The sequence below is a fragment of the Agrobacterium sp. CNPSo 2736 genome (genome assembly GCF_004005385.1).
GTDB lineage: Bacteria > Pseudomonadota > Alphaproteobacteria > Rhizobiales > Rhizobiaceae > Agrobacterium > Agrobacterium leguminum.
In genome coordinates this window covers 28,411-55,004 of the sequence record NZ_RZTX01000023.1, presented here as the reverse complement: position 1 = coordinate 55,004, position 26,594 = coordinate 28,411, and the positions used below count along the sequence as shown (strand labels likewise).

The 26,594-nt window shown below is 61.4% G+C and carries 23 protein-coding genes and 1 pseudogene; 9 read left to right on the top strand and 15 right to left on the bottom strand.

The window, feature by feature from the left end; all coding sequences use genetic code 11:
• Positions 1-331, top strand: a pseudogene (locus EM858_RS25120) (hypothetical protein); the annotation flags it as partial.
• A 20-nt stretch (positions 332-351) separates the two neighbouring features.
• On the opposite strand, the gene iolG reads toward EM858_RS25120, so the two are convergent.
• From iolG to EM858_RS25095, 4 genes are all read right to left on the bottom strand, one after another.
• Positions 352-1,344, bottom strand: a complete 993-nt coding sequence (iolG, locus tag EM858_RS25115) for an inositol 2-dehydrogenase (protein WP_003522091.1) — start codon at positions 1,342-1,344, stop codon at positions 352-354.
• Between the two features lie 211 nt (positions 1,345-1,555).
• Positions 1,556-2,806, bottom strand: coding sequence for an adenylate/guanylate cyclase domain-containing protein (locus EM858_RS25105; protein WP_127758344.1), 1,251 nt, complete (start codon positions 2,804-2,806; stop codon positions 1,556-1,558).
• 232 nt (positions 2,807-3,038) lie between these two features.
• Entirely contained in the window at positions 3,039-3,269 is a 231-nt protein-coding gene (locus EM858_RS25100; protein ID WP_003522093.1) for a helix-turn-helix domain-containing protein, read from the bottom strand.
• Between the two features lie 256 nt (positions 3,270-3,525).
• Positions 3,526-4,635, bottom strand: a complete 1,110-nt coding sequence (locus EM858_RS25095; RefSeq protein WP_127758343.1) for an RHE_PE00001 family protein — start codon at positions 4,633-4,635, stop codon at positions 3,526-3,528.
• A gap of 289 nt (positions 4,636-4,924) precedes the next feature.
• Between EM858_RS25095 and EM858_RS25090 the strand changes: the two genes are divergently transcribed.
• The gene (locus EM858_RS25090; protein ID WP_164865566.1) at positions 4,925-6,229 is read left to right on the top strand and encodes an MFS transporter; all 1,305 of its coding nucleotides are present in this window, start codon (positions 4,925-4,927) and stop codon (positions 6,227-6,229) included.
• A 63-nt stretch (positions 6,230-6,292) separates the two neighbouring features.
• Here EM858_RS25090 and EM858_RS25085 read toward each other — a convergent pair whose 3' ends face one another.
• The 5 genes from EM858_RS25085 to EM858_RS25065 all read right to left on the bottom strand — a co-directional run bounded on the left by EM858_RS25085 (position 6,293) and on the right by EM858_RS25065 (position 11,645).
• The gene (locus tag EM858_RS25085) at positions 6,293-7,630 is read right to left on the bottom strand and encodes a HAMP domain-containing sensor histidine kinase (RefSeq protein WP_127758341.1); all 1,338 of its coding nucleotides are present in this window, start codon (positions 7,628-7,630) and stop codon (positions 6,293-6,295) included.
• Positions 7,631-7,652: 22 nt separating this feature from the next.
• Positions 7,653-8,306, bottom strand: coding sequence for a response regulator transcription factor (locus EM858_RS25080; RefSeq protein WP_020010073.1), 654 nt, complete (start codon positions 8,304-8,306; stop codon positions 7,653-7,655).
• A gap of 65 nt (positions 8,307-8,371) precedes the next feature.
• On the bottom strand, positions 8,372-10,039 hold the full coding sequence (locus EM858_RS25075) for a phosphoethanolamine--lipid A transferase (RefSeq protein WP_127758340.1): 1,668 nt from the start codon (positions 10,037-10,039) through the stop codon (positions 8,372-8,374).
• Between the two features lie 187 nt (positions 10,040-10,226).
• Positions 10,227-10,490, bottom strand: a complete 264-nt coding sequence (locus EM858_RS25070; protein ID WP_127758339.1) for a hypothetical protein — start codon at positions 10,488-10,490, stop codon at positions 10,227-10,229.
• Positions 10,491-10,733: 243 nt separating this feature from the next.
• The gene (locus EM858_RS25065) at positions 10,734-11,645 is read right to left on the bottom strand and encodes a LysR family transcriptional regulator (protein ID WP_127758346.1); all 912 of its coding nucleotides are present in this window, start codon (positions 11,643-11,645) and stop codon (positions 10,734-10,736) included.
• Between the two features lie 157 nt (positions 11,646-11,802).
• Here EM858_RS25065 and EM858_RS25060 point away from each other — a divergent pair, with 157 nt between their 5' ends.
• The 6 genes from EM858_RS25060 to EM858_RS25035 all read left to right on the top strand — a co-directional run bounded on the left by EM858_RS25060 (position 11,803) and on the right by EM858_RS25035 (position 18,971).
• Positions 11,803-13,965 carry a TonB-dependent siderophore receptor gene (locus EM858_RS25060; RefSeq protein ID WP_164865564.1) on the top strand — a complete coding sequence of 721 codons (2,163 nt, stop codon included), beginning with the start codon at positions 11,803-11,805 and terminating at the stop codon, positions 13,963-13,965.
• Positions 13,966-13,993: 28 nt separating this feature from the next.
• Entirely contained in the window at positions 13,994-14,896 is a 903-nt protein-coding gene (locus tag EM858_RS25055; protein ID WP_164865563.1) for an iron-siderophore ABC transporter substrate-binding protein, read from the top strand.
• Positions 14,893-16,857, top strand: coding sequence for a Fe(3+)-hydroxamate ABC transporter permease FhuB (fhuB, locus tag EM858_RS25050; RefSeq protein WP_127758337.1), 1,965 nt, complete (start codon positions 14,893-14,895; stop codon positions 16,855-16,857). The genes EM858_RS25055 and fhuB overlap by 4 nt, the downstream gene beginning before the upstream one ends.
• 34 nt (positions 16,858-16,891) lie before the next feature.
• On the top strand, positions 16,892-17,701 hold the full coding sequence (locus EM858_RS25045) for an ATP-binding cassette domain-containing protein (protein ID WP_127758336.1): 810 nt from the start codon (positions 16,892-16,894) through the stop codon (positions 17,699-17,701).
• A gap of 248 nt (positions 17,702-17,949) precedes the next feature.
• Positions 17,950-18,477 (top strand): DUF992 domain-containing protein, encoded by a 528-nt coding sequence (locus tag EM858_RS25040; RefSeq protein WP_003522107.1) that lies wholly within the window; start codon positions 17,950-17,952, stop codon positions 18,475-18,477.
• A gap of 95 nt (positions 18,478-18,572) precedes the next feature.
• Positions 18,573-18,971, top strand: a complete 399-nt coding sequence (locus EM858_RS25035) for a cytochrome c family protein (RefSeq protein ID WP_164865562.1) — start codon at positions 18,573-18,575, stop codon at positions 18,969-18,971.
• 3 nt (positions 18,972-18,974) lie between these two features.
• Here EM858_RS25035 and recX read toward each other — a convergent pair whose 3' ends face one another.
• The 6 genes from recX to EM858_RS25005 all read right to left on the bottom strand — a co-directional run bounded on the left by recX (position 18,975) and on the right by EM858_RS25005 (position 25,054).
• Positions 18,975-19,565 (bottom strand): recombination regulator RecX, encoded by a 591-nt coding sequence (gene recX, locus EM858_RS25030; RefSeq protein ID WP_127758334.1) that lies wholly within the window; start codon positions 19,563-19,565, stop codon positions 18,975-18,977.
• Positions 19,566-19,637: 72 nt separating this feature from the next.
• Entirely contained in the window at positions 19,638-20,558 is a 921-nt protein-coding gene (locus EM858_RS25025) for an SMP-30/gluconolactonase/LRE family protein (protein ID WP_127758333.1), read from the bottom strand.
• 35 nt (positions 20,559-20,593) lie between these two features.
• Positions 20,594-21,541: an ABC transporter permease gene (locus EM858_RS25020; protein ID WP_127758332.1), complete on the bottom strand. Its 948-nt coding sequence runs from the start codon at positions 21,539-21,541 to the stop codon at positions 20,594-20,596.
• Positions 21,538-22,479 (bottom strand): ABC transporter permease, encoded by a 942-nt coding sequence (locus EM858_RS25015; RefSeq protein WP_080838912.1) that lies wholly within the window; start codon positions 22,477-22,479, stop codon positions 21,538-21,540. Before EM858_RS25015 ends, EM858_RS25020 begins: the two co-directional genes overlap by 4 nt.
• The gene (locus tag EM858_RS25010; protein WP_127758331.1) at positions 22,476-23,939 is read right to left on the bottom strand and encodes a sugar ABC transporter ATP-binding protein; all 1,464 of its coding nucleotides are present in this window, start codon (positions 23,937-23,939) and stop codon (positions 22,476-22,478) included. The genes EM858_RS25015 and EM858_RS25010 overlap by 4 nt, the downstream gene beginning before the upstream one ends.
• A gap of 98 nt (positions 23,940-24,037) precedes the next feature.
• Positions 24,038-25,054 carry an ABC transporter substrate-binding protein gene (locus EM858_RS25005; RefSeq protein WP_078053674.1) on the bottom strand — a complete coding sequence of 339 codons (1,017 nt, stop codon included), beginning with the start codon at positions 25,052-25,054 and terminating at the stop codon, positions 24,038-24,040.
• A 304-nt stretch (positions 25,055-25,358) separates the two neighbouring features.
• Here EM858_RS25005 and EM858_RS24995 point away from each other — a divergent pair, with 304 nt between their 5' ends.
• Positions 25,359-26,594 (top strand): sensor histidine kinase, encoded by a 1,236-nt coding sequence (locus tag EM858_RS24995; RefSeq protein ID WP_127758330.1) that lies wholly within the window; start codon positions 25,359-25,361, stop codon positions 26,592-26,594.

Sequence of the window (26,594 nt, the reverse complement as noted above, 5' to 3'; positions counted from 1 at the left end):
CGCGTCCTTTTCCAGATGCACTTCCAGAGCCGGCCTACGACAGCAGCGAAACCATCCGATGCGTCAGCTCAACAAAGGGCTATGTCAGTTTCAAGGGCAAAGCCTGGCGGGTGCCGAACGCCTTCCGGAACGAACGTCTCGCCATACGATCCCTCAACCAGACCGGCCTCTATGGCGTCTTCTTCGGCGCAACTCAGGTCGCAGAAATAAACCTCGAAAACCCATGAAAACTGTCAGGGATGTCTCCGAACATCTGTCAGGGACGTCTCCGGTCTTTACAACAAGGCCGAGGATGACGGCAACATGTCTGGAGGGGTTCATGCCCACATGACGGCGTCGCGCTTAAGGCCCTTAGCCGATCTTCACGGCCGTCTTCGAGGTCGCGGATTTCAGCGCGGCGTCGGCCAGTTTCAGCGCAATCAGACCGTCCTTGATGGAGGGCGACGGCGCGACGTTGTTTTCGATGCTGTCGATGAAGGCGGTGATTTCCGCGGCATAGGCCGCCGTGTAACGCGTCATGAAGAAATCATGCAGCGGCGGGCGGGTGTAGCCATCCGCATTGGCGATTTCGATGGAAACCGGACGCTGGTTTTCGGCCGCTGCCGAACCGAGCGAACCGTGGACTTCGATGCGCTGGTCGTAACCATAGGTCGCGCGGCGGGAATTCGAAATGATCGCCTGCCTGCCGCTTTTCGTCGTCAGGATGATGCTGGCGCTGTCGAAATCACCCAGCGCGCCGATCTCCGGATTGACGAGAACGGAACCGGTTGCGAACACGCTTTCCACTTCCTCGCCGAGCAGGAAACGGGCCATATCGAAGTCATGAATGGTCATGTCGCGGAAAATGCCGCCGGAGACCTTGATATATTCGGCCGGCGGCGGGCCGGGGTCGCGGCTGGTGATGGTCACCATTTCCACCTTGCCGATGCGGCCATCGTCGATGGCCTTGTGAACGGCCTGAAAATGCGGGTCGAAACGGCGGTTGAAACCGAGCATCACCTTCGCGCCGGTTTCCTCGACCACCTTGGCGCAGGCTTCCGCGCGGGCGACATCGAGATCGACGGGCTTTTCGCAGAAGATCGCCTTGCCGGCCCGGGCGAAACGCTCGATCAGGTCGGCATGGGTGTTGGTCGGGGTGCAGATGATGACGGCGTCGATCGTCTTGTCGGCCAGAACCTCATCGATCGTGCTGACCTTGCACTGCGCCTCGCGGGCGATTGCTTCCGCGGCACCGGCCATGGCGTCCACAACGGCCACCAGCTGCGCACGGCTGTCGGTGGTGATCGCCTTGGCGTGGACCTTGCCGATCCGTCCAGCGCCGAGCAGTGCCAATTTCGTAACCATCTTTCCTCCGGTTTCTCACACCCGTCCCTCACTCCCGGAAAGACAGAATATGAATGCAAGCAATGTTTCGATATGGAATATATGTTCCATTTTGCTAGATCGACATCGCAGACGTGTCAAGCGTTTTGACGATGATCCAGACGGCCGAAATCGCTCTTCGGGAAGGTCATGCGGTGCGGATGGGGGTGTCGTTAAAAGCCCCTCGCGATAATCAATCAGCCGAGGCTGCCAGGGCCGCGTTGTGGGGCAGGGCATATACTTCGACCGGGGTTTCGAGGCCGCGCAGCAGCCACGGACCGAGATTTTCCAGCTTTTCCTGATATCCGGCCATGCGCACGAATTCTTCTGAGAAAAGCACGTTGCGCCCGGTCTCTTTGGTCAGCGTTTCCAGCCGCGAGGCGATATTGACGGCAGGGCCGATGACGGTGAAATCGAGGCGGGTTTTCGAGCCGATATTGCCATACATGACATCGCCGACATGCACGCCGATGCCGTAACCCAGGGGATCGTGGCCCTTGCGGCAATTGATTTCATTCAGCGCAACGAGGCTCTTCTGCGCACTGGCGATGGCTTTCAGCAGGTTTTCGCAGGCCTGCGGGTCGCTCAGCGGGAAAATCGCCAGCAGCCCGTCGCCCATGAATTTCAGGATTTCGCCGCCGAATTCCTCGATGGGATCGCACATGGCGTCGAAATAACCGTTGAGAAGCTCGATGACATCGTCACGCGGCCAAAGGTCGGAAATATGGGTGAAATTGCGCAGGTCGCAGATCAGGATCGCCGCACCCACCGTCATGCCGCTGCCGCGCGTGGTGGCGCCATTGAGGATTTTTTCGCCGGCATGCGGCCCCACATAGGTTTCCAGAAGGGTGCGCGTCATGCGGTTTTTCAGGCGTATCTCGCTGACGAGCGCGAGCGCCGGAAGCAGGTTTTTCAAGGCGAGGATTTCGCTGTCGGAAAAACCGCCGGGCCGGTCGCTGGAGAAGGTGGCGACATGGCGCTTGCCGAAAGTGTGCTCGATCGGCCATGCGCAATAATCCGTCAGACCCTCGGCCCGCAGGTCTTCGTAGATCGTATAGCCGGGCTCATCGATGTCCTCTCCGTTCAGCCGGTGGCGGACTTCGGTGGCGCCCTGATGAATGTCGTTGATAGGGCTGTTCAGATATTCGGGCGTATTTTCAGACCCATAGCCATAGGTGGCGATTTCGGCGGAGGACAGGCCGGCTTTCCACAGAATGCGCGCGCCAAGCCATTGCGGATGGCGAATGCGGAAAGCGAGCACGCCCCGCGCCACGGAAATTCCGCTCGCCCGCAGCCTGTTGCAGAGCTCGACGAATATTTCGTCGATAAAGCGTTCGTCCTTGGTGCCGGTGATCAGCCAGTCGAGAATTTCCGTCTTTTCCGCTGGCCACAATTCATCCAGTGCTGAAGAAACCCGTTCTTCGGTGTCGAGACTTAGTGTCATGGCAGGGTTCCGGAGGTTGTTGCTGCTCTCGCACAAGCGGGGCGCATGTCGCACTCGGCCGAACATGGTCGCTCGTGAACCCCATGTGGTGCCGGATAACGAAAATGTTAAGAGAGGGATGCGGAAAATGTTCCGGAAGGGACTGGCGGCATTAGGCCACGCGCGCCGCCCGGATGTTCCCTGGAACATCGTCCCCGGCGGCGCTGAGATTTTTGATGATCGCTAAGGCGGATCAGATAACGGTTTCGACAGGAATATGAAGTGCTGCGGCAACGCGTCTGATGCGCAGCGGATCGCTGTCCGTGCCGTCTTCGAGCGCGCGTATTTCGCTGGTCGTCAGGCCGCAGGTAACGGCAAGCTGTTCGACCGTATATCCGGCGAGATTGCGCGCGGTGAGAACCTTTTTGGCAAAAGGAGCATCGGTTTCGTGATCGGAATCGGGTTGTGAGATTGAAATTGTCATTATTGCATCTCCCTCAGAATGGACACTTAAATGCGGGCGGCAAAGAAAAGTTGCCGGGGCCGAATGCGACCGCGTTGCCGGAGAAGAAAATCGGTGCTGCAACGCAGCGAGGAACATAGCGGCTTCACCGACCTACGCAATAGTTAAATTTTGTTAAGATTCGTGATCGCTGCATTCCTGCGGCACGTCTTTGCCGGAAAAAGGCCGAAATACCGCCGTTTTTCGGGGCTCTTGCGAGGGGCGGGGGCAGCTTTCGCTACAGCATGCCCCAGGCGCGAAACCGGCCGCGACCCGTCACTTCCCGCAGTTCCAGCTGGTTGGCGAGCCCTATCGCGCCCTGCGGCGTGGTGCCGAGTTCCTTGACGATCATCGCCGCAGAAACCACCGGTCGGGAGACGACAAGCTCCACGAGTTCCGGCAGGCGCGAGGAGGAACGCCGGCCTGCCAGCTTGCGCATCATGCGTTCACGCGCATGGGTCAGCCGGTCGTGTTCCTTCATGCCGGCCTGCGCCGCTTCGTAAAAGCTGTCGAGAAGTGCGAGAACGCGCTGCGTCTGGTTTCGGGCGTGCCGGCGCTCCCGTGGGACCGCGCGGAGACCGGCGCTGAGGGCCGGCAGGTGATCTGGCGTGACGGCGCCGTCGCGCAGAAAGGCGGAGGCCAGAAGCCGGCCGAGCCAGGGGCTGCGTTGCAGCACTTCGATCATGTTCCAGGCGTCGAGCAGGATGGCGGTGCGAAGAATCGCCGGCAGTTCCTCTGTCCGCGCATGGACGTCCCACCATTCTTTCAGCCGCTCATCCTCGTCCCAGTCGGGTTCGTTGATGATCGCATGGCTTTCCTCCCTGTGCATTGGCGGAAGCGCGCTGCCGGTGGTGATCGCATCGAGCGTTGCGGCGCTTCGCGCCAGAAGCGCATCCAGCTCGGAAAAAGCGCCGTCCAGCGATGTTTCCTCCTCCGCGTCGGTGTCTTCATCGCGGGAGTGATCGGGCGCTTGTCTGGGAGGCGCTGGCTCTTCGGCAAGTGACGCCCTGCCGCGTAGCCTCGAGAGGCCCGGTGCGGTAAAGGCCCAGCCGGGGGCATTGGAAAAGATCAGCCGTCTCGAGCGTAGAATCCGGTGCGCCGCCGTCATTTCATGGGTTGGCGCGCGCACATCCATATGCGCGTCATGCAGCACCAGATCTTCCATGTGAACGAGTTCGCCATCCACCCACATGGAGGAAATCGCATCGGTGAAATCCTGTCTTTCGATGAAGCCGTGTTTCATCGGTGACCGGTCGATCCGCTCGTCCAGCCGCGCCAGCGCCTCGCCGGCACGGGCGGCGGCAATGAGGAGCTTTTCGATCTGGACGTCCGATATATCGTAAATCATTGATATTTTTTAGTTTGAGCGCGGGCGGCTTACAAGGCGGATCACAGTCGGGCGGTTTTACTTTTGAGGTTTCCACCCGAAAATCCGCTGAAAAAAGGGTGGCGGAGGCCGGGAATCGGCAGGACTTCAGCCGCCATGGCTGGTTTTTCGGCAATATCGCGGTGCGGTATAAACTTGCGCACTGCAACATGACGGGTATATACCCCCACCGAGAGCGACAAATTATCACACCTTCCGTTCGCCCTTCCATCTCCAGACGAAGATGAATTGGAGTTTACCCGTGAATATTATGGCAAATGGTCCCGCCACCGCGCCGGACCAGAAAACCCGTTTGAAATCCATTATCGGCGGATCGGCGGGCAACCTCGTCGAATGGTACGACTGGTACGTCTATTCGGCCTTCACCCTTTATTTCGCGCCGGTGTTTTTCCCTTCCGGAAACCAGACCGCCGAGCTCCTGAGTGCAGCCGCCGTTTTCGCCGTCGGATTTCTGATGCGGCCCATCGGGGCCTGGTTCATGGGCACCTATGCCGACCGCAAGGGCCGCAAGGCCGGCCTGACCTTGTCCGTCACGCTGATGTGTCTCGGTTCGCTGCTGATCGCGATTACGCCCGGCCATGAGGCGATCGGCATTGCCGCGCCGGCCATTCTGGTTTTCGCAAGGCTTCTGCAGGGCATCAGCGTCGGCGGCGAATATGGCGCCAGCGCAACCTATCTCAGCGAAATGGCCGGCAAGAACCGCCGCGGTTTCTTCTCCAGCTTCCAGTATGTGACGCTTATTTCCGGTCAGCTTCTGGCGCTGGCGGTGCTTCTGGTGCTGCAGCGGGCCCTGACGCCGGAACAGCTCGGCTCCTGGGGCTGGCGCATTCCCTTCTTCATTGGCGGCCTTCTGGCGATTGCCGTGTTTTATATCCGCCGCGGCCTTGTTGAGACGCAGTCGTTCGAAAACGCCAAGACGGGCGCTGCCGACAAGCCGAAGTCCAGCGGATGGGCGCTGTTCAAGCACTATCCAAGGGAAGCGCTGATGGTCATGGCGCTCACCTCCGGCGGCACGCTCGCCTTTTATGCCTATACGACCTATCTGCAGAAATTCCTCGTCAACACCTCCGGTTTCAGCAAGGAAAGCGCCACGGAAATCACCACGGCGGCGCTCTTCGTCTTCATGCTGTGCCAGCCGATTGCGGGTGCGCTCTCCGACAGGATCGGCCGCAAGCCGCTGATGGTGGGCTTCGGCATTCTCGGAACGCTGTTCACCTATGCGATCTTCAGCACGCTTTCGACGACGACCGATCCCATCATGGCTTTCGCCCTCGTGCTGGTCGGCCTGTTGATCGTCACCGGCTATACTTCCATCAATGCGGTGGTGAAGGCGGAAATGTTCCCCGCCCATATCCGCGCGCTTGGCGTGGCTCTGCCCTATGCGCTGGCGAACACCATATTCGGCGGAACGGCGGAATTCGTGGCCCTGAAGTTCAAGCAGATCGGCCACGAAAACTGGTTCTTCTGGTATGTGACGATCATGATCGCCCTGTCGCTGGTGGTTTATGTGAAAATGCGCGACACGCGCGATCACAGCCATATCCACGAGGATTGAGCGACGGCCATCCAGACCGAAGAAAGCCCCGTCCTTCCGGCGGGGCTTTTTTCTTTTCGGCATTCAGGCGGTTTCGGCGGGAAGGACGATGCGGGCCTCAAAACCGTCCTGCCGGCCCGGTACCGGCGAGGAAAGCACCAGCTCTCCGCCGGCCTGCTCCACCAGGCTCTTGACGATGGCAAGGCCAAGTCCGGTTCCGTCCGCCGTGGTCTGGCCCCTGGTAAAACGTGTCGTCAGCTTGGGCAGGAGCGCCGCGTCGACCGCTACCCCGGAATTGACGACGCGGATCGTGCCGTCCGCTTCGGCGAGGACCTGCACCGGGCTTTCCGCCGGGCTGTGGATCAGCGCGTTTTCGAGGAGGTTACGGACGACGATGCCGAAGGCATCCGCGCCGATCCTGCAGGAGAGGCCGCCTTCACAACGATTGGTGAAGCGGATGCGGGATGAGCCGATGGCCGTTCTCATCATGTCGTCGATAACCAGTTCGAGAACGGGGATGAGATCGTTCGCCGTGTCGGTGACCCCGATCCTCGCTTCCGCGCGCGACATCTGAAGCAGTTTTTCGGCCAGGTGGGCGAGATGCTGCAGCGATTTTTCGATGTTTTCCACGCGCGGCGCAAGTTCCGGCGGAATGTCGGCATGCAGCCGCTGCGCCTGCGCCAGCGCGCCGGCAATCGGCGTGCGCAATTCATGGGCGCTGTTGGCGGTGAATTCCCGTTCCGCCTCGATTGCCGACCGCAATCGTCCGAGCAGCAGATTGACCGAACGGGCAATGGGATGGAGCTCGCCCGGAAAGGGTTGCGTCGGCAGCGGCGCGAGATTGCCGCCGTCCTTTTTGCCGATGTCGTCGCGCAGGGTCTGTATCGGTCGCAGCGTTCTGCGCACCACGACAATGACGGCGAAAATGCTGGCGGGAATGAGGATGAGAACGGGAAGCAGCAGCGCGGTGCCCGCCTCTTCGATCGCCTCGCGGCGATTGGCGAAGGCATCGGCGACCTGCAGGAAATAGTTTCCGTCCGGCGTCGCAACCGTAAAGATGCGCTGGGTCGCGGTTTCGGAAAAACCGGGTTCGAGCGAGACCTCGAAAGGCTCCGTCGAACTGTCATGCGAATGCAGCACCACCTGTCCTTCCCGGTCGCGGACCTGATAGGTCAGATATTCCGCCCGTTCCGAGGTCTGGTTGAGCTTTTGCGCGGCAGGCGCGGTGTTGTTTTCCCGGAGGTCGTCCACCAGCAGCGGCAGCAGTCTTTCGGCGGTTTCCTCAACGCCGGCGTCGAAAATTTCGGCGAACTCGTCCTGCATCACCATGACGCCCAGCCCGCAGGCGAGAAGCCAGGATATGGCGACAACGCTGGTCAGCGCCGTCACGAGCTTGCGGGTCATGCTGGTCGGTCTGGCCATTTCTGCCTGCTTGTAATTCTGACTATCGGATGGTGTAGCCGACGCCGCGCACGGTTTCGACGCGGTCATGGCCGATTTTCTTGCGCAGCCGGCTGATATAGACCTCGACCGTGTTGCTTTCTATTTCCGCGCCGAATTCGTAAAGCGTGTCGTGCAATTGCGCTTTCGAGACGACCGCGCCGGGATGTTCGACGAGTTTTTCCAGCACGGCCCATTCCCGGGCGCTCAGCGTCTGCGCCGTTCCATCGACCGTGATATTGCGCGCCACCTGGTTGATCTCGATGCCGGGCAGGCGGATGACGGGAGCGGAACGCCCTTCGTAACGGCGCGAGACCGCCAGCATGCGGGCCGAAAGCTCGTTGAGATCGAAAGGCTTGACCAGATAATCGTCCGCACCGGCGTTCAGCCCGGCGATCCGGTCGGAGACCTGGTCATGGGCGGTCAGAATGATCACCGGCGTTGCGTCATCGCGCTGGCGCAGGCTTTGCAGAAGGGTGATGCCCTCGCCATCCGGCAAGCGCATGTCGAGCAGGATGAGGCCGTAACCCATCGTCAGCGTCGCCGCCATGGCGTCGCCCAGCGTCTTGAACCAGTCGACAGCATGACCCGCCGCCGCGACATGGTCCCGCAGCGCTTCGCCCAGCACATGATCGTCTTCAACAAGCAGAACCCGCAAGACAGCTCCCTCTATCGCTTCGTCCTGCGTATCTCTTTCTCCGGATAAGCGTCAAGCACGGTGTTTCAGCTGTTCTGGCGCTGGGTGCAGCCGCCGAATACATCGAGCGAGGGATCGTAGACCGAAGTGGAGACGTTCATCATGCCAAGGATGCTGTGGAAATAATTGTCGTGCGAGCGTCCGCCCTCCGCCGCGGTTTTTGTGAGGCAGGCTTTGTTGAGCCCCATGGATTTCGCAAAGTCGTCGTCGAACCAGACCAGAAACGGCACATGGGTCTGCTGGTCGGGCGCCAGCAGATAGGGCGCGCCATGCAGGTAGACGCCGTTCTCGCCAAGCGACTCGCCGTGATCGGACGCATAGATCATGCCCGTCGCCAGCCTGTCGGAGCGGGCCTTCAGCTTGTCGATGACGGTCGAGAGGAAATGGTCGGTATAAAGAAGCGTGTTGTCGTAGGAGTTGACGATCTCCGCGTCGGAGCAGTTGCCAAGCTCGGCCGTGCGGCAATCCGGGGTGAATTTGCGGAATTCGTCGGTATAGCGCAGATAATAGGTCGGCCCGTGGCTGCCCATCTGGTGCAGCACGATGACGCTGTCCCTGGTGACGTTGTTGAGCCAGGAGTCGAGCTTGTCGAAGAAGATATCGTCGCGGCATTCCCCGCCGGTGCAGAAGCGGCTGTCATTGGTGGAGGGCAGGTCGAAATAGGGAATGCGGTCGGCCACGTTCTTGCTGCCGGTATTGTTGTCCAGCCATGTCGCGCTGACCCCGGCATGGACGAGAACATCCATGACGTTTTCATTGGCGAGCGCCTTTTTGTGGCTATATTGCGAGCGCGGGAACTTCGAGAACATGCAGGGAATGGAAATCGCCGTCGCGGTGCCGCAGCTGGTCGTGTTCGGAAAATAGATCACGCCGCGTTTTGCGAGTTCGGGATTGGTATCGCGCCCATAGCCGTTCAGGGAAAAGTTCGCGGCCCGCGCGGTCTCGCCCGCCACGATGACGGTGATGCGGGGTTTGCGGACGCCGCCCAATGAAGGCAGGACCTTTGCATCCCCGCCGACCGCGCTGACCTGAATATCGACTTCCTTCCCCGCCAGCGTGAAATAATGAATGGCCGACATGATCGGCGACAATGGATTGACGCTTTTGACGATATCCTTGTGCTGGCGCACGGCGGTGGTGAAGGTCTTGGAATTGGCGAAGCTGATGATGCCGGCGATGGAAAGACAGATCAGGATGCTGATCGTGTTCCACAAAAGCTTGTCGAGGATCGGGCGGTGACGCACACGCACGGCGGCGATGAGGAGGGACGGCACCAGTCCGTAGATCGCCATGTGCCAGAGAAAGCCGGGCGTGATCAGATTGCCGGCTTCCGCCTGCGTCGTCTCCATGGCGTTGCGGATCATGTCGCTGTCGATGACGATGCCGTAGCGATCCATGAACCAGGAAGCGGCCGCCGCCGCGAAGACCAGGAAGATCAAAAACGGCTTGATGAGATATTTGGCGGAAAAAATGATGATCATGGCGCCGAGCAGGGCGGCCATGGCGGCATAAAGCGCGACGATGGCAACCGGATAGGCGGAAAGATAGGTGTGAACCTTCGACCAGAATGTCCGGTTCGTGAAAAACAGCAGATAGGCCGCCGTCAGCAGGCTGAGCGGCACGCTGCCGATTTCCGGACGATATGTTACTGTTCCCGTCGCTTTCGCGGTAAAAAGAGCCACTGTCAGATCCACCAGATTTCCAGTAGGCCGGCGGCAACGGAGACGGGGCGAAAACGCCGTCGTCGAGGCTGCCGCATGGGCCGATCAATGGCGGATGCGTCATTTTGCTGACATCAACCTGAAAGCTTGTCATGAAAGTGTCACACTCCGTGGTGGCCGTTTGGCGGGGGTGTTTCAGATCGTCGAGACGATAGAGCCCTTAATTGAGGCCCACCATGCCTGTGGCGGTGGTGCGCGTTGCAAATATGCGCGTGGCCCTGACCGGCAGCAGGCTGCCTGCGGGCAGGTTCTGGAAGGTCACCGTCGCCCCGGAAAGCAGGGTCAGGCAGAGATGGCCGCCATTGCCCACATAGATGGCGCGGGTGGGGGAAGGAAGCGGGCTCGTATCGTCCGGAACGACATCGAAAGCGTGGGACGCCGGGGATTCGAGGCCGGCGGCGTGGTGTTCGTAAGTCTCAGCCATTGCTGTCTCCCGTAAATCGAAATCTGCCACGATTATGGAGTGCGCTGCAGCCACGGGGAAAAACGGGGACAGGAAATATCCGGACAGGATTTCGCTCCTGTTTTCGGCCGGCCCGCGAGAGCGTCATTCTTTTCGCAATCCCATGCGGTTACGCCGCCCCCGCCTGTTGCCGCCGATGCGGCGCAGACGGGTGATGACGGATTTTTCGTCCACGGGACCGACAGGCGGGCGGGTGCTGCCGCTTCAATTGCGCATATGGAGAATGAAGGCCCTGACGGCGGGAGAGGCTTCCGTTTTTCGGTGGGCGATGGCGAGGTCCGAGGTCGTGGAACTGGCGGCAAGCGGCACATAGCGCACGCCGGGCAACCTCAGGCAATTAAGCGAGCGCGGCACCAGCGCGACGCCGAGGCCGATGGCCACCATGCTGGCAATCGTGGTGTAGTCCCTGCCTTCCGGCGTGATCGCCGGCTGGAACCCGGCTTCATTGCAGGCCTCTATCGTATTGTAGTGAAAGCCGACATCCGGCGGCTGTCGCGGGGTAATGAAGGTCTCGCCGGCAAGGTTTTTCAGATCGACCTGCAGCGCAAAGGCCAGGGGATGGTTTTCGGGGAGTGCAGCCATCAGCGGTTCGCGCAGCACCACATGGGTTGTCACACCTTCCGGAACGGGCGCGGGCGGGCGGGTGAAGGCGAAGTCCAGATTGCCGTCGGCAATCTTGGCCAGTTGCAGCCGCATCTCCATCTCGATCAGTTGCAGCTCCACATCGGGATGGGAAGCGCGGAAACTGGCAATGGACCGGGTCATCAGGCCGGAATAGGCGGCCGAGGCGACATAACCGATGGAGATGCGCCCGGTTTCGCCGCGGTCGACGCGTTTGAGCGCCGCAAGCGTCGCCTCGGCATTGGCGAGGATCTTCCGGGCGTCCTCGTAGAGAAGCTGGCCGGGCGTGGTCAGCTTCACCGAGCGGCGCGTGCGGTCGAGAAGCGGCATGCCGACAATCTGTTCGAGCGCCATGATCTGCTGGCTCAAACCCGGCTGGGCAATGCCGAGGCGGGCGGCGGCGCGCTCGAAATTGCGCTCATCCACCAGCGTGGTGAAATAGCGCAGGTGGCGCAACTCGAATGTTTCTGCCCGGCTTGCCGGTTTCCTGCCCATCGTCACGCCTTTCCCGGCAGATTTGAATAATTCCAAGCTATTATCGTTGTGAGTTTTCATAATCAATAGTTCTGAAAAAAACCGGCTGCGCTTATTGGATCGCAATCCGTCCCTTGCGTAATAAGATGACTTAAATTCTCCAGAAAAATGCCGCCTTATGGTGGCGCGGGTGATGAAGGGTCTTGGGGTGCAGGGAAAAACCAAACACATTTCCATTCTGGCTGGCGGTTGCGCCGTCATCGCTTATGTGGCGTTTTTGGCCCCGGCTTCCGCCCTTGCGCAGGAGGCCGGTACGACGGTGCTGCAGACCATCACCGTGGAGGGCGCCAAAAATCAGGATCCCAAGGCGCCCGTGAAGGGCTATGTGGCGAAAACCAGCGCCAGCGCCACCAAGACGGGGCGATCCCTGATTGAGACGCCGCAATCCGTATCCGTCATCACCAAGGACCAGATGGATGCTCAGAACGTTCGCAATCTCAGCGAGGCGCTGAACTATGTTCCGGGTGTCGTCGCGCAGCCGTTTGGGGCGGATCCACGTTTCGATGCGCCGCGCATTCGCGGGTTCCAGGGAAACCAGTTGCAGTTCCTGAACGGTCTGCGGCTGATGCGTACCGCCGGTGCGCCCTCCTATGAGGTCTACGGCCTGGAGCGCGTGGAAGTCATTCGCGGGCCTGCTTCCGTTCTTTTCGGTCAGGGCAATCCTGGCGGCCTCATCAATCTCATCAGCAAGCGGCCGACCTTTGAACGGTTCGGCGAAGTCGGTGTGCAGATCGGCAGCTTCGACTATTACCAGTCGATGTTCGATATTGGCGGCCCGGTGGCGGATAGCGACAGTTTCGCCTATCGCCTGACCGGCCTTGCGCGCAACGCCCATGCCCAGACGGACAACTTGCAGAACGACCGTTATTTCATCGCACCGGCGCTCATCTGGCAGCCGGACGAGGATACGAAGCTGACGGTTCTCGCCTCCTATCAGCACGACAATCCGAGTTCGCCCTCCGGCCTGCCGCCGGCGCTGACCTATTTCAGGCCCGGCAATATGCTGGACCGCAGCTTTTATGTCGGCGATCCGTCCTTCGATACGTCGAGCCGCAAATTCACCAATATCGGCTATGAATTCGAGCACCGTTTCGACGAGACCTTCACCTTCCGGCAGAATGCGCGTTATTCCAATTTCGACTGGTCCTACCGCGCGCTCGGCATGTCCTCGACCAGCGGCGGCATGATCGGCAATCTTATCCGCCGCAATGCGACGTTCCAGGACGAGTTGCTGAACACCTTCAATATCGACAACAGCCTGCAGGCGGAGTTCTCCACGGGGCCGATCGACCACACCCTGCTTGTGGGGCTGGACTACCGTTATTTCGACAATAACGTCAAAACCGAATTCTGGGCCGCGACGCCGCTCAATCCCGTCAATCCGGTCTATGGCGGGCCGATCAGCCTCACCTCGCGCACGCTTTATGCCGATGTGAAGACGGATATTTCCCAGATCGGCCTTTATGCGCAGGACGAGATGGCCTTCGAGAACTGGCGCGTCACCGCCGGCCTGCGGCAGGACTGGGCAAGCACCAGCGGCACGACCTTCAACGGCACCACCTACCGCTCGCTCGACAAGGACGATCACAAGCTGACCGGCCGCGTCGGCGTCAGCTATCTGTTCGATGGCGGCATCGCGCCCTATGTCAGCTACGCGACCTCCTTCGAACCGGTGCCGCAGCCGGCTGTCGGCGATGCGCCGAAACCGACCACCGGCGAACAATGGGAGGCGGGCGTCAAATACCAGCCCGAGGGTTTCGACGGTTTCTTTTCCGCCGCGGTCTACGATCTGACACAGAAAAACGTCACGACGACCGTGGGCGGCGTGACGCAGCAGATGGACGAGGCGCATGTGAAAGGCCTCGAGCTTGAAGGCGTCGCAAGCCTTGCCGACGGGCTCGACCTGCGCGCGGCCTATACCTACATGGACAGCGAGGTCTCCGGCCGTGTGAATAACGGCAAGGAGCTGGACAGCACGCCCCGGCACGCCGCAAGCCTCTGGCTGGATTACACTTTCCCGGAAGATACCGCCCTTGAGGGTTTCGGCATCGGCGGCGGTGTGCGTTATGTCGGAAAACGCTATGGCGATGCCGCCAATACCTTCGAGATGAAGGGCCTCGCCCTGCTCGATCTCGGCGTGCATTACGAGAAGAACGGCTACCGCGCCTCACTTCTGGTGCAAAACTTGACTGATAAAGAATATATTTCTAGTTGCTCCACTTTCGGATGCTATTACGGTGACGGAAGAACGATTATGGGCAAGCTGACCTATCGTTGGTGACGCCATATCAAAGTGAAGCAGCAGGGGCATGACGCGCAAGGATCGATGGATGTCCCCCCTTTGGGGGCGGCGGGAATTTTTAGGCCTGCTCGCTGCTTCGGCTCTTGCTGGCAAGGCGCGCGCGGCGGTCACGCCACGGCTTGCCGCCATCGACTGGGCCATGCTGGAAACCGCCGTTGCGCTCGGCGTCATGCCGGTGGCGGCGACCGAGCTCATCCAGTTCCGGGTGGACGCGGTCGAGCCGGAAATCCCTGCAACTGTCGCCGATCTCGGCCTGCGCGGTGCGCCGAATTTCGAGCTTCTGCAACTGACCCGGCCCGATCTCATTCTGATTTCGCCCTTCTACACCCGCTATACCGGCAGGCTGGAAGCGATTGCCCCGGTCTTCTCGCTGCCCTTTTACGTGAAGGGCGAACCGCCTTTCGCAAAGGCGCTGGCGGCGGTCTCCGCCCTTGGCGACAAGCTCGGCAGGGCAGACGAGGCGCGCAGGGTTCTGGACGAAACGGAAGCGGCGCTGCAAGCCATGCGGACCCGCCTTGCCGGTTTTGCGGCGCGGCCGACCTATGTGATCAATATCGGCGACGCCCGGCATTTTCGCGCTTTCGGTGCGGATAGCATGTTCGGGGATGTTCTTGGCCGGCTGGGGCTCGCCAATGCCTGGGTGGATCGTTCGCAATTCACCTTCGCGGCCCCGGTGCCGCTTGAAAACCTCGCCGCTTCGCCCGATGCGCGCATCGTCATCGTCTCCGATATTCCGGTCGAGGCGCGGGAAACCCTGCGCAGCAGCGCCATATGGCGCGCGCTGCCTGCCGTGCGGGAAAACCGGGTGGTCACGCTCGGCAATGTCGGCCCCTATGGCGGCATCACCGCCGGCATGCGCTTTGCGCGACTTCTGACCGAAGCGCTCTCGGCGCAGGGAGAAGCCCTGTGACGGCGCGGCCTCTCCAGCTTTTCTTCGGGCTGCTGTTCGTTCTGGCCTGCGGGCTTTCCCTGCATGCCGGGCTGCTGCGGCTGCCTTTCGGTGCATGGCCCGGCCTGCCGTTCGATGCCGCCACCATGTCGATGGATCAGGTGATTTTCGCCTTCAGCCTGATGCCGCGCGTGGCGGTCGCCATTCTGGCGGGGGCGATGCTCGGCCTGTCGGGCGCGTTGTTCCAGCAATTGCTGCGCAATCCGATTGCCGATCCTTCGACGCTCGGCATCTCGGCCGGCGCGCAACTGGCCATCGTCATCGCCACCCTGTTCTTTCCTTCGGTGCTGGATGGCAACCGCGCCCTGGTGGCGCTTGCCGGCGCGGCCGGTGCGGCCGGCATCGTGTTTCTTCTCGGCTGGCGACGCTCCTTCGAGCCGGTGACCATGGTGGTGTCGGGGCTGCTGGTCGGCATCACCGCCGCATCCGTTTCCGCTGCGCTGACCTTGGCGCAGGGCGAATATCTGATGTCGCTGGTCGTCTGGAACGGCGGCTCGCTCAGCCAGCAGGACTGGTCGAACGCCTTGTCCCTCGCGTTTCAGCTTGTTGCCGGGCTCGTCCTGACCGGCCTGCTGATAAAGCCGCTGACGGTCCTCGGTCTCGGCGATGCCGGTGCGCGATCGCTCGGCGTCTCGCTGTTTTCGATCAGGCTGGCGGTTGCCGCCGTCGCGGTCATGCTGGCCGCCTTCGTTGCTTCGGCGGTCGGTCTCGTCAGCTTCATCGGCCTTGCAGCACCTGCGCTCACCCGGGCGCTCGGTGTGCGGCGTTCGTCTTCGGTGCTCCTGGTTTCCCCGCTTCTGGGCGGTCTGCTGCTGTGGTTCTGCGACGGTCTCGTGCAGCTTCTGGCAAGCACGACGGCCGAAGTTTTCCCGACCGGCGCGGTAACGGCCCTGATCGGCGGCCCGCTGCTTCTGTGGCTGCTGCCGAAAATCCGGCCGACCGATGTGCATCGCGGTGAAGGCGTCGAGCTGGCGACAAGACGCCGGCTTACGGCCCTGCTGCCGGTACTGGCGGTCATGGCGGGGCTGGTTTTTGCAGCGCTCGCCATCGGCAAGGGGCCCGATGGCTGGACGGTGCTGAAGGCTGACGATCTGCAAAGCCTGCTGCCGTTCCGCTGGCCGCGGCTGGTGGCGGCCGTGGCCGCAGGCGGTCTTCTGGCCATGGCGGGGGCGCTTCTCCAGCGGCTTACCGGCAATCCCATGGCAAGCCCGGAAGTGATCGGCGTCAGCGGCGGTGCAGGCCTCGGTTTTGCCGCCGCCATCACGATTTTTCCGGCCGCCGGTCTTTTCGAACTGTTTTGCGGCGCCGGCATCGGCTCTGCGGCCGTCATGATCCTCGTCCTGCTGTTTTCCATGCGCCGGCACCTCGCGCCGGAAAAAATCCTGCTCGCTGGCATTGCCATCAGTTCCCTCTGCTCGGCCGTTCTCTCGGCACTGCTTGCCATTGGCGACCAGCGGGCATGGCAGATCCTCGCCTGGCTCAGCGGCTCGGGCTCGACGGCGACGCCGGCTTCGGCGATCTTTCTCGCCATTCTTTCCATCGTGCTGCTGGCGGGGGCGCTATCGGTCACGCGTTGGCTGACGATCCTGCCGCTCGGACGCGATGTGCCGCTCTCCCTCGGCCTGCCGCTCGGCGCGGCGCGCATCGCCGTCATCGCGGTGGCGGGCATTGCCACCGGGGCTGCCTCGCTGCTCGTCGGTCCCTTGAGTTTCGTCGGATTGATGGCGCCGCATATTGCGCTTCGCGCCGGTTTCACCACGCCGCGCGAACATCTCTTCGCCTCCTTCCTGTTCGGCGCGGTGCTGATGGCGCTTTCCGATCTCGGCGCACGGACAGTCACCTTTCCCTACGAGCTGCCGCTCGGGCTTTTTGCGGCGCTTGCCGGCGCGCCCTATCTGATCTGGCTTTCAGGCAGGCGATGATGAATTTTTTGAACGATGTACGGAGATGAGAACCATGGGTCAGGCAGCACTTGCCGTCGATTATGACGATATTCCGCTTTTTTCTCTCGACGGCGTGACGATGGAAGTGCCGGGCAGGACATTGCTGCAGCCGCTGACGGCCAGTTTTGCGACCGGCAAGACCATCGGCCTGATCGGCCATAACGGTTCGGGAAAATCCACGCTGCTCAAGATTCTCGCACGGATTCAGGAGCCGACGGCGGGCAGGGTCTCATTCGAGGGTAAGGCTCTCGGCGCCTGGGGCAATCGTGAATTTGCGCGAAAGCTCGCCTATCTGCCGCAATATACGCCGGCCGCCTCCGGCATGCTGGCCAAGGAACTGGTGGCGCTCGGCCGTTATCCCTGGCACGGCGCGCTTGGGCAATTCACCAAGGCGGATCAGGAGAAGGTGGACGAAGCCATCGAACTCACCGACACCGTCGCCTTCCGCGACCGGCTGGTGGATACGCTTTCGGGCGGCGAGCGCCAGCGCGTGTGGCTTGCCATGCTGGTGGCCCAGAACGCCGAAAGCCTGCTTCTCGACGAACCCATCTCCGCACTCGACATGGCGCACCAGCTCGAGGTGCTTTCGCTGGTGCAGAGACTGTCGCGCGAAAAGGGTCTCGGCGTCATCGTCGTGCTGCACGACGTCAACATGGCGGCGCGCTTCTGCGATGAGATCGTAGCGCTTCATTCCGGCCAGCTTATCGCGCGGGGAACGCCGCAGGAGATCATGACGCCGGAGACGCTGCAGCGCATCTATGGCGTTCGCATGGATGTCATGACCCATGCCGCCACCGGCTTTCCCGTCGCCCTGCCGCTTTGAGGTTGTTGCAGCAAAACAACGGCCGGCAACGCTGGCTGTTGATGGCGATTCCGCACGCATTTCCCGCCCTAACAATGTCTTAATGGCATCCTACCGCCATCAGACATTGTTAACCGTTCCGCTTTCATCGCCTCCAATTAAGTTGTTTTGGATCGATTTCAGGGAACAAACGTTAACAGTGCGGAATTCAATATCCGGAGAGGGCAAGAAGGGCTGCTGCGGGTAGGAATAAAACAGGAGAAAATCAGATGAAAAAGGCTGTTGCCGTAACTTTTGCCGCATTGACGATGGGCCTCGGCGGAACCGCATCCGCCCTCGCTGCCGACCTTGCAAGATATGAGCCGGCTCCGCAGGAGCAGGACGATCGCAACGGCGTCAAAATCGGTTACCTCACCTGCGATATCGGCGGCGGCGTCGGTTACGTTCTCGGCTCGGCCAAGGAACTGGATTGCACCTTCCAGTCCACCATGGGGGCCCGTCGCACCGACCATTACACCGGCGCCATCCGCAAGATGGGTGTCGACCTCGGCTTCACCACGCAGGGCCGTCTGGTCTGGGCCGTTTTCGCCCCGACCGCCGGTTACCACCGCGGTTCGCTCGGCGGCCTTTATCAGGGCGCAACGGCTGAAGTCACCGTCGGTCTCGGCGTCGGCACCAACGTTCTCGTTGGCGGCACGTCCGGCTCCATCCAGCTGCAGACGGTCAGCGTGACGGGTCAGGTTGGCCTCAACCTCGCCGCCACCGGCACCTCCGTGACGCTCACGGCCATGAACTGATCGGCAAAGTGCCCGGCCTCGGTCGGGCATTCTGTCGCATGTCAAAAAACGCCCTCTTCGTTGTCAGACGGAGAGGGCGTTGTATTATCCGGGCCATGATTTCCACTTTCAGAAGTGTGGCGGCAGTGACCGCCTGTTCTTTCCTTTTGGCGACAGCCGCTTTTGCCGAGGGCGATGCGGCCCATGGGGAGAAGGTCTTCAGTCGCTGTTCCACTTGCCACAGCGCCGATACGCCACGCACCCGCATGGGGCCGCATCTGATGGGTGTCGTCGGCAGGCCGATGGCTTCCGTGGCCGATTACGGCCACTATTCTCAGGCGCTCAAGGATGCCGGCGCGGCTGGCCGGGTGTGGTCGGAGGATGAACTGCAAAAATTCATCGCCAGCCCGAAAAAGGCGATACCGGGAAATGCCATGCGCTTTTTCGGGCTGTGGAGCGAAACCGATATTGCGGATCTGATCGCCTATCTGAAAACGCATCCCATGCCGCAATAGCGGTCAGAGCGGTGCTTCAGCGATAATCTCTTCCGCTTCTTCGAAGGTCATCTCCATCACCTTCGCGCCGATCTCGAAACTGAAGCCGTTGCGGGCAAAGGCAGAGAATTCCTTGGCCTTGCGCTTCTCGTCCAGTTCGACACGGCGAAACGGCCCGAAGGCGCGCTTACGGGCGAAGATGACGGCCGCGACGAGATCATTGGTCTCCTGCAACGCGACCGCAGCCGTTTCCCGGGCGATACCCTTGATCTGAAGTTTCTGCGCGAGCCCGCGTTTCGACTTGCCGCTGCGCTGGCCGCTCCGCACGGTAATTTCCGCGAAGGCCGTGTCGTCGAGCGCCTTGATGCCATAAGCGAAGGTTACGGCAAATTCGCCGAGCGCCCTGACCTGCGCCGGGCTGATATCCTCGAATTTTTCCCGCGCCTTGCGCATGATGGCGTCGCGCAGCTGCTTTTCCGTCATCATGCGCTGTTCCAGCCGGTAAAGAGCGGAATTGCGGGCCCAGGAAAGCATGCGGCTGGTGGGCTCAACGGCCGGCGCGTCGCCGTCCACGGCCATGTCGTCGGTCAGGAAGGGGCTGGAATCGTCGTTCATTCCGCTTTTATAGCGCGGTGAAGCCGTCTTGCCAGTTCCTTCCCGGCCCGTTTCCTCCGGTTTTTCAGTACCTCAAGGTGTTTGCGCGCCGGTTGCGGCGACATAGACCGAATAGAGCGACTTCGTCGCGGTGATGAACAGGCGGTTCTTTTTCGGGCCGCCGAAAGTGAGGTTCGCCACCGTCTGCGGCACCCTGATCTTGCCGAGGAGCGTACCTTCGGGGGAAAAGCAGTGAACGCCATCGCCGGCGCTGGTCCACAGATTGCCGGCCGTATCCAGACGGAAGCCGTCCGGCAGGCCATTGTCGAGGTTGCAGAATTCCCGGCCGTTGGTGAGCTTCGCGCCGTCCACCACGTCGAAGACGCGGATATGGCGCGGGCGGGAGACATCGTGGCTATAGGAACTGTCGGCGACGTAAAGCTTCGTCTCATCAGGCGAAAACGCAAGCCCGTTCGGCTGCACGAAGTCGTCAATCACGATCTCGATCTTTCCGGTTGCGGGATCGAGCCGGTAGACATTGCGGGTCTTCTGTTCCGGCTCGGCCTTGTAGCCCTCGTAGTCCGAAAGAATGCCGTAGGTTGGGTCGGTGAACCAGACGCTGCCATCGGATTTCACCACCACGTCATTGGGTGAGTTCAGCCGTTTGCCGCCGTAGCTGTCGGCAAGCACCGTGATGGAGCCGTCGACTTCGGTGCGGGTGACGCGGCGGCCGCCATGTTCGCAGGAAACGAGCCGCCCCTGCCGGTCGCGCGTATTGCCGTTGGTGAAGTTGGAAGGCTGGCGGAATACCGAGATCCCGCCATCCGGTACCCAGCGCAGCATGCGCTCATTGGGAATATCGCTGAACAGCAGGCAGTTGAGATCGGCAAACCACACCGGGCCTTCGGCCCAGCGGCAGCCGGAATAAAGCTCTTCCAGCTCCGCATTGCCGACGATCAGATGGCGGAAGCGGTCGTCGTGGATTTCGTAAGGGGAGGTCTTGTCTGTGGTCATGAGCGTGGTCCGCTTGGGGGCTTGTCGTTATGGGTTCAGCGCGTGGCCTTGGGGCCGCTTGCCAGAAGAATGACGGAGATGATGATGAGGCCGGTGAGGATGAGGCGGATGCCCGCGCCGAAACCATAGGTATTCAGCATTGAAACCACCAGGAACATGAAGAGCGAAGCGCCCCAGATGCCGGGCACATTGGAATCGCCGCCCGCCACCGCCGTTCCGCCGATGACGACGACGGCGATGGACATCAGCAGATATTCCGAGCCCATGTTGAGCGCAGCACCGCCGGAGAAGCTGGCGAGCAGATAACCCGCGATGGCAGCAAGCACCGCGCAGAGCACATAGGTGACGAAACGTGTGCCATCCACCGGAATGCCGGTCATGCGGGCGGCAAAGGTGCTCTGGCCGATGGCGGAAATCCAGCGTCCGTAAAACGAGCGGTCGAGCAGCAGCCAGGCGATGACGGAAAGCAGCAGGGCCACGAGGGCGACGTTCGGAATGCCGAAGAAACTTGACGTGGCGAATGTGGCCAATGTTTCCGGCGGCTTGATGCGCAGGCCGCGGTTCGACCAGATGGCGATGGACTGCACGATGAAGCTCATTGACAGCGTCGCGATGATTGGCGGGATGCGTAAGAGCTTGATCAGCGCATAATTGCCGATGCCGATGGCGATGCCGATCAGAATGGCGATCAGCAGTCCGGGCAGGATGAGACCGTCGGACACATCCATGAATTTCAAGGCCAGCGTGCCTGACAGCGTCATCGTGGCGGGTACGCAGAGGTCGATATTGCCCGGTCCGAGCGTGATGACGAACATCTGGCCGATGCCGACGATGACCGAAAAGGCCGCGAAGGTGAGTGCGGCGTGCGACAGGCCGAAGGAGCTTGCGCCGCCGGTGAAGAGCACGGTGATGATCCAGACCGCAATCGTTGCGGCGAAAGACCAAATCCATGGTTTCCTGGTGAGGGAAGAGAGCCCGTTCATTGGTTTTTCTCCCGCTTTTCAAGACGGTTGAGCAGGATGCGCAGCGCTAGCACGATGATGAGGATCGCCCCCTGCGCGCCGATCTGCCAGTCGGGTGAAATGCGCATGAAGGAGAGAAACGAACCGGCAAGCGTCAGCGTCAGCGCACCGATGACCGCGCCGATGGGCGATACCCGGCCGCCGACGAATTCGCCGCCGCCGAGAATGACGCCGGCAATCGAGAGCAGCGTGTAACGCAGCGCGATATTGGCGTCGGCCGATGTCGTCAGCCCGACGAGCGCGATACCGGACAGCACCGCGAAGAAACCGGCGAGCGCAAAGGTAGCGGCGCGAATGCCGACGACCGACCAGCCGGAGCGTTCGACCGAGCGGAAATTGCCGCCGACGCCTCGCATCAGCACGCCGAAGGAAGAGCGCATGACGATATAGTGAGCGACGACCGCGATCAGGATGCTGGCGACGATGGCGATCGGCACGAAAGGCGGTTTTGCCGTCATCAGCGCCCGGATGAAGGCGGGGGCCTGGCCGCCGGGCGAGGGAAGAATGAGGACGGCGAGGCCGCCCCAGACGAAGCTCATGCCGAGCGTGACGACGATGGAGGGCAGGGCGCGGATATGGATGATGGCGCCAAGCAATGCATAGACCGCAATCGCACCGGCAAAGATCGCAATTCCGAGGATGGGCGTGGTTTGCAGGAAAGTGGCGGTCACACAGGCGCAGAAACTGACGAAGGTGCCCATCGACAGATCGAGATCGTTGACCGACATGATTAGCATCTGCGCAATGGTGGCGAGCGCAATCGGCACGGCCAGATTGAACAGCAGGTTCATGCCGGTATAGCTCATGGCGCGCGGCTGCATGTAGAAGACGGCGGCAAGCAGGAAGGCGAGCGAGGCGGCAGGAATGATGAGGCGGAGCGCGTTTGCCGAGAGTTTCATGCGTGGTCTTCTCCGGCAAAGGAGGCCGCCAGCACATTCTGCTCGGTAATATCGTCGCCGATGAGTTCCGCCTGGATGGCGCCGTCGCGGAACACATAGACCCGGTCGCAAAGGCGGATTTCGTCCATTTCGGTGGAGTACCAGATGAAGGTGCGGCCGTGGGAGGCTTCGGTTCTCAAGATGTCATAGACCTCCTGTTTGGTGCCGATATCGACGCCACGCATCGGGTCGTCCATCAAGACGGTGCTGGCGGTGGTGGCGAGCGCGCGGGCGAAAAGCACCTTCTGCTGGTTGCCGCCGGAGAGCGAAAGGATCTTGTTGCTCATGTCGGGCGTGCGGATTTCGATGCGCTTTTTCCATTGCGTCCCAAGCTCGGTTTCCCTGCCCCTGTCCACCATGCCTGCGGCTGAAATATCCCTGAGCGAGGCGATGGACAGGTTTTTGAGGATGCTCCACAGCGGAAAAGTGCCGTTCAGGCTGCGATCGCCCGCCACGAAGGCGATATCGGTCTTGCGCGCGGGCAGCCAGCTGCTGTTCTGCGCGAGATAAAGATCGAGAAGCGCTTCGGTCTGGCCATGGCCGCCGAGACCGGCAAGGCCGACGATCTCGCCGCGAAAGGCCTCAAAGGCGAGGCCTTCACCACGCCGCGCCGGCATGGAGAGCACTTTTTCGCCTGCCTTGCGGCTTTCGCCCCGCCGCCTGTCCTGTTCCTTGACGACGCTGCCCATGGCCTCAACCAGCGAGCGGGTGGTGAAGTCGGCGGCCTTCCGGTCGGCAACCACCCGGCCATCCTTCATCACCACGATACGGGTGGCCGTCGAAAGAATTTCTCCGAGAATATGCGAGATCAGCAGAACCGCGCCGCCCTCACGCACGAAACGGCGGACGTAATCCATCAACTGCTCGGCAAGACCGGCATCCAGCGAAGAGGTGGGCTCATCGAGGATCACCAGTCTCGGCGCGTGTGGTATGCGGCAGAAATTGATGGCGATTTCCACCATCTGCCGTTCGGCGATGGAAAGTTCAGCGATGGTCAGCTCGCAATCGATGCCGTGGCCGGGAAAAATCTCGTCCAGTGTCTGGCGGATCGTCGTCAGCGCACGGCCGCGCCAGTTTCGCCCACCCGTGGCGGCATGCATGATGCGGACATTTTCGCCGATCGTCAGGTTCGGGCAGAGCGACAGTTCCTGAAACACGCAGCGAACGCCGTTCGCGCGCGCGGCGGCAATGCCGTGGCGGCTTTCGTTGCCGCCATAGGAAACGGAACCCTCATGCGGCGTCAGCCCGCCATTGATGACATTGACGATGGTGGACTTTCCCGCGCCGTTATGGCCGACGAGCCCGAGGCATTCCCCCGTGCGGATGACGAGATCGGCCCCATCCAGCGCCCTTACCGCGCCGAACACGACCTTCACGCCGCGCGCAGCGACGACCTCTTCCGCCTCGATGATGTCATTCATGAGCAATTACGCCAGTGATGTGAAAATCGGATAATGTGTGGCTATTGCGGCACCCGTTCCGGGAGCGCCGCAATAGTCAGGCTCTGGGCCGATCCGGCCTATTTTGCCGATGCGATGGCCTTCTCAGCATCTTCCTGCGAATATTCCACATTCGCCACGCCGCCCTTTTGGGTCGTCTTCAGGTTTTCCTCGAGATTGGCCTGATCGATGCGCAGGAAGGGCACGGTCAGGTCCTTCTTCACATCCTTGCCGTCGAGGATTTGCTGCGCCACCCAGAAAGCGAGCGTCGAGACGCCGGGGGCGATGGAGACCGACATGGTCTCGTAACCGCTTGCGTCCTTCTGCTGTTTCCACCATTGCAGCTCGTCTTCGCGGTTGCCCATGACGATGGTGGGTGTCGGGCGCTTGGCGGCGGCGAAAGCCTGTGCCGCGCCATAACCGTCGCCGCCCTGCGTCACGACAGCCGCGACTTCGGGAAGGCTCGGCAGAATGCCGGCGACGGCGCGCTGCGCGACATCCTGCGCCCAGTCGCCATTGACGGAACCGACGATCTTGAACTGCGGGTTCTTGGCGACGCCGGCGGCGATGCCGGCGTGGATTTCGTCATCGACCGAAACGCCGGCGAGGCCGCGAATTTCGAGCAGGTTGCCGCCCTTCGGCATGGCCTTGGCGAGATAGTCGATCTGGCTTTCGCCCATCGCCTTGAAATCGACCGCGATGCGCCATGCGCAGGGCTCGGTGACGATGCCGTCGAAGGATACGACGGTGATGCCGGCGTCGCAGGCTTCCTTCACCGCGCCGTTAAGCGCAGTGGGCGAAGCGGCGTTGATGACGATGGCGTCGTAACCCTGAAGAATGAGGTTCTGGATCTGCGCGGCCTGTTCGGTCGCCTGGTTTTCGGCTGTGGTGAAGGCGTCGGCGGCGGCGACCTGCTTGTCGGCAACCGCCTGCTTGGTGATCTTGTCCCAGCTTGTCAGCATCGCCTGACGCCAGGAATTACCGGCATAATTGTTTGAAAGCGCGATTTTTTTGGCCGACGTATCGGCATGAGCGGTGATCGGCAGAGCTGCGCATGCGACAGCGGCCGATGCCAGAAGCATCTTCCTGAAAGCCATTTGATTTCCTCCCTCGTGGCTTGCCCTTTTCGAGCCCGGAATTCTCGCACGCCGCAAATCTCCTCGGCGGCAGGTGGAATTCCTTTGCACTGGAGCTCCTTTCCCCAGTAGAAGCGAGAATGACCAAGAAGATTTGGCTTGTATAGGCGGATCGCGGCAATCTTCCTGCGGGTTTCCGCAGAAAGCTTGCGGGAACCCGCAGGACGAAACGCCACTGCCGGGCGCAGAATGAATGATGCGGCGCCCAAGGGGTTGAATCTTCGCCGCGATGGTCGAAGGCAGGCGCTTGGGAGGGCGTCCGCACATGCTGGATACGCCGAAAAGCGCTCTTTTTCATCATTATATGGGCATTTCGCGGCTGCTTGCCGGGCAGCTCGAATTTAATGCCATCATCCAGGCGGTCGCCACCGAGATCAGCCATATCATCCCGCATGACCATATGGATGTCTGCATCAAGCAGCTGGATGACAAATATCACATCGCCTATGAGAGCGGTCTCGTCAGCGCCTGGAGCCGGCAGCCGCCCGCCCTTCTGACCGGTAGCCCGATCCGGACACTGCTGTCAGGCGAGGTGGAATACCTCTTGAGCGGCGACGCCTGTTCCGATCCGCGCTTTCATTTTGAAGGGTCGTTTTCGAGCCCAATCATCGAACTCAACCTGCATAGCCGGCTGCATGTGCCGATGAAGGTGCATGGCGATATCATCGGCGCGCTGAGTTGTTCCTCGCACCAGTCGAACGCCTATACGATGGAGGATGTGGCGAATGCACGCGCGGTCGCCGATTTGCTGGCGCCTTATTTCTACGCCATCCGCGCCGCCGAGCAGGCCAAACGCTCCGCCATCGAGGAGGCGCGCGCCAATGCCCGCGAGGAGGGCCTGCGGCTGGGCGCGCTGCAATTGACCGAGGCGCTGGAGGCCGAGCGGCAGCGCATCGGCATGGATCTGCACGACCAGACGCTGGCGGACCTGACGCGGCTGGCGCGGCGCATCGAGCGCATGAGCCATACCCCCGACCTGTCGGGCGAGATGCTGGAGCCGGTGGTGCGCAGCCTGCAGCATTGCATGCAGGATTTGCGCGAGATCATCGAGGAAGCGAAACCCTCGATCCTGCAATTGTTCGGCGTCGTTGAAGCCATCGAAACCTATGTGGACCGCTCCGTGCGCGACAGCGGATCGGCAATCGACTGGTCGGTGACGGATGAGACGGATGGGCTGGTGGAAAAGCTCGACAAGACGGTGGCCATCTCACTGTTCCGCATCGTGCAGGAGGCGGTGAACAATGCCATTCGCCATGCCCAGCCCGAAGCGATTGCCGTGAAACTGACCGCAATCGACGGCGGGTTGCGGGTGACGGTTAGCGACGACGGCAGCGGCGGCGGCGAAGGCGGGGCCTCCGGCGGCCTTGGCATCGGCAATATGAAGACGCGGGCGAGGCTGATTTCGGCGAGATTCGATATTGGCGGCAATGGCACGGGAGCGGGAACCCGCATCACCGTCACCTTGCCGGCAGGCGCTTTCGACCGGCGGGAGGAGTTGTGA

Excerpts from the sequence above, each read along its gene's own strand:
- iolG (WP_003522091.1), bottom strand. The coding sequence starts at position 1,344 with ATGGTTACGAAATTGGCACTGCTCGGCGCTGGACGGATCGGCAAGGTC.
- EM858_RS25105 (WP_127758344.1), bottom strand. The coding sequence starts at position 2,806 with ATGACACTAAGTCTCGACACCGAAGAACGGGTTTCTTCAGCACTGGAT.
- EM858_RS25100 (WP_003522093.1), bottom strand. The coding sequence starts at position 3,269 with ATGACAATTTCAATCTCACAACCCGATTCCGATCACGAAACCGATGCT.
- EM858_RS25095 (WP_127758343.1), bottom strand. The coding sequence starts at position 4,635 with ATGATTTACGATATATCGGACGTCCAGATCGAAAAGCTCCTCATTGCC.
- EM858_RS25090 (WP_164865566.1), top strand. The coding sequence starts at position 4,925 with ATGGCAAATGGTCCCGCCACCGCGCCGGACCAGAAAACCCGTTTGAAA.
- EM858_RS25085 (WP_127758341.1), bottom strand. The coding sequence starts at position 7,630 with ATGGCCAGACCGACCAGCATGACCCGCAAGCTCGTGACGGCGCTGACC.
- EM858_RS25070 (WP_127758339.1), bottom strand. The coding sequence starts at position 10,490 with ATGGCTGAGACTTACGAACACCACGCCGCCGGCCTCGAATCCCCGGCG.
- EM858_RS25065 (WP_127758346.1), bottom strand. The coding sequence starts at position 11,645 with ATGGGCAGGAAACCGGCAAGCCGGGCAGAAACATTCGAGTTGCGCCAC.
- EM858_RS25060 (WP_164865564.1), top strand. The coding sequence starts at position 11,803 with ATGGTGGCGCGGGTGATGAAGGGTCTTGGGGTGCAGGGAAAAACCAAA.
- EM858_RS25055 (WP_164865563.1), top strand. The coding sequence starts at position 13,994 with ATGACGCGCAAGGATCGATGGATGTCCCCCCTTTGGGGGCGGCGGGAA.
- EM858_RS25045 (WP_127758336.1), top strand. The coding sequence starts at position 16,892 with ATGGGTCAGGCAGCACTTGCCGTCGATTATGACGATATTCCGCTTTTT.
- EM858_RS25040 (WP_003522107.1), top strand. The coding sequence starts at position 17,950 with ATGAAAAAGGCTGTTGCCGTAACTTTTGCCGCATTGACGATGGGCCTC.
- EM858_RS25035 (WP_164865562.1), top strand. The coding sequence starts at position 18,573 with ATGATTTCCACTTTCAGAAGTGTGGCGGCAGTGACCGCCTGTTCTTTC.
- recX (WP_127758334.1), bottom strand. The coding sequence starts at position 19,565 with ATGAACGACGATTCCAGCCCCTTCCTGACCGACGACATGGCCGTGGAC.
- EM858_RS25025 (WP_127758333.1), bottom strand. The coding sequence starts at position 20,558 with ATGACCACAGACAAGACCTCCCCTTACGAAATCCACGACGACCGCTTC.
- EM858_RS25020 (WP_127758332.1), bottom strand. The coding sequence starts at position 21,541 with ATGAACGGGCTCTCTTCCCTCACCAGGAAACCATGGATTTGGTCTTTC.
- EM858_RS25015 (WP_080838912.1), bottom strand. The coding sequence starts at position 22,479 with ATGAAACTCTCGGCAAACGCGCTCCGCCTCATCATTCCTGCCGCCTCG.
- EM858_RS25010 (WP_127758331.1), bottom strand. The coding sequence starts at position 23,939 with ATGAATGACATCATCGAGGCGGAAGAGGTCGTCGCTGCGCGCGGCGTG.
- EM858_RS25005 (WP_078053674.1), bottom strand. The coding sequence starts at position 25,054 with ATGGCTTTCAGGAAGATGCTTCTGGCATCGGCCGCTGTCGCATGCGCA.
- EM858_RS24995 (WP_127758330.1), top strand. The coding sequence starts at position 25,359 with ATGCTGGATACGCCGAAAAGCGCTCTTTTTCATCATTATATGGGCATT.